The sequence below is a fragment of the Variovorax glucosi genome, assembly GCF_051216695.1.
Classification (GTDB): domain Bacteria; phylum Pseudomonadota; class Gammaproteobacteria; order Burkholderiales; family Burkholderiaceae_C; genus Variovorax.
In genome coordinates, this window is the sequence record NZ_JBPJZE010000223.1 from 1 (window position 1) to 1,199 (window position 1,199).

The window sequence follows — 1,199 nt, forward strand, 5'->3', positions numbered from 1 at the left end:
CACGAGCGTGTTCGAGATTTCGGGCGCATCGGGCAGCAGCATCGCCAGCGCGGGCTGGCGGCTCGGGTGCACCCTGGGCAGTCCGGCTTCGATGCGGTCGCGGCAGTCCTGCCAGACCTCGGGGGCGGCCAGCGCCAGGTGCGCGCGCAGCGCCTGCTCGCCTTCGCCCAGCGGGCCGTAGTAGCTGCTGCCTGTCTGGCGGGTGACGGTGGCGCTGAAACTGCTCTGGTGCTTCTTCGTCGCGCGGTCGTAGGCGGTCTGCACTTCGATCTGCTGCGCGGCCAGCGCCATGTCGATGGTGTCCGGCAATCCGTATTGCTTGACGAGGTAGTTCACCAGCACGGTGCCCGTCTCGTTCACGTTGTAGTGGCCGCCGGTGCCCAGCGCGAGCGCCAGCAGCACGGTGTCGGCCTCAACATCGGCCGTGGGGTTGGGCTGCGTGCTGCGGTCGATCATGCGTTGCGTGGCCGCCTGCAGGGCCGCATCGGTGCCGGTCATGTTGACGTTGAGCTCGAGCTTGCGGCGCACCGGCAGCCAGGCCGCGGCCACGCTCACCACTTCTTCGAAGGGCTTCGGCGGAAAACGGCGCGAAGGGAAGGTCTCGCGCTGCATGTCGGGCGAGAGCCGTATGGGCGTGCCGGCGGCGAGCCAGGGGGGCGTGTCGGCGCTCGCGGGCAGGTCGGCACTGGTCACGGGGAAGGCGGTGTGCGATGCGGACGGCCCCGCGGCGCCCAGTGCCTTCGCAATGGCCTGGGCGTCCTTGGCCGGCGTGCAGCTGGTGCCCCAGCCTGACAGCAGGCCCTCGTTCTTGAGCCGCTTGAAGGCGAGCGCCGCGCCTTGCTCGCTCACGCCGTGCTGGCGCTTGAGCGTGCCGGCCGATAGCGTGTCGCTGGAGGTCAACGTGCCGGCTTCGATCTGCGCGCGCACGGTTTCGAACACGCGGTCGGCCTGGCTGTCGATGCCTTCGGCGGGGGCTGCATCGGCGGCGGTGGTGCTGACGGGGACGGCCGTCGGTGTGCGTGCCTTCTCTGCTGGCTCCGCCGTCTTGGCCTTCTCCGCCTTCGGCTTCGCCTCGGTCTTTCCGATAGCCGCACCGGCGGCCACGCCCACTTCGGCATAGCCCTTGCCGGACTTCTCGGCCACCAGCTTGGTCAGAGCTGCTGCGGCCTTGGTGGCGTCGTCGAACGACTTGGTCTGGC

Annotated in this window: 1 pseudogene; it reads right to left on the bottom strand. The window is 70.0% G+C overall.

Features of this window, described 5'->3' with window-relative positions:
• Positions 1–1,199 (bottom strand): annotated as a pseudogene (locus ACSFA3_RS24475) (WGR and DUF4132 domain-containing protein); the annotation flags it as partial.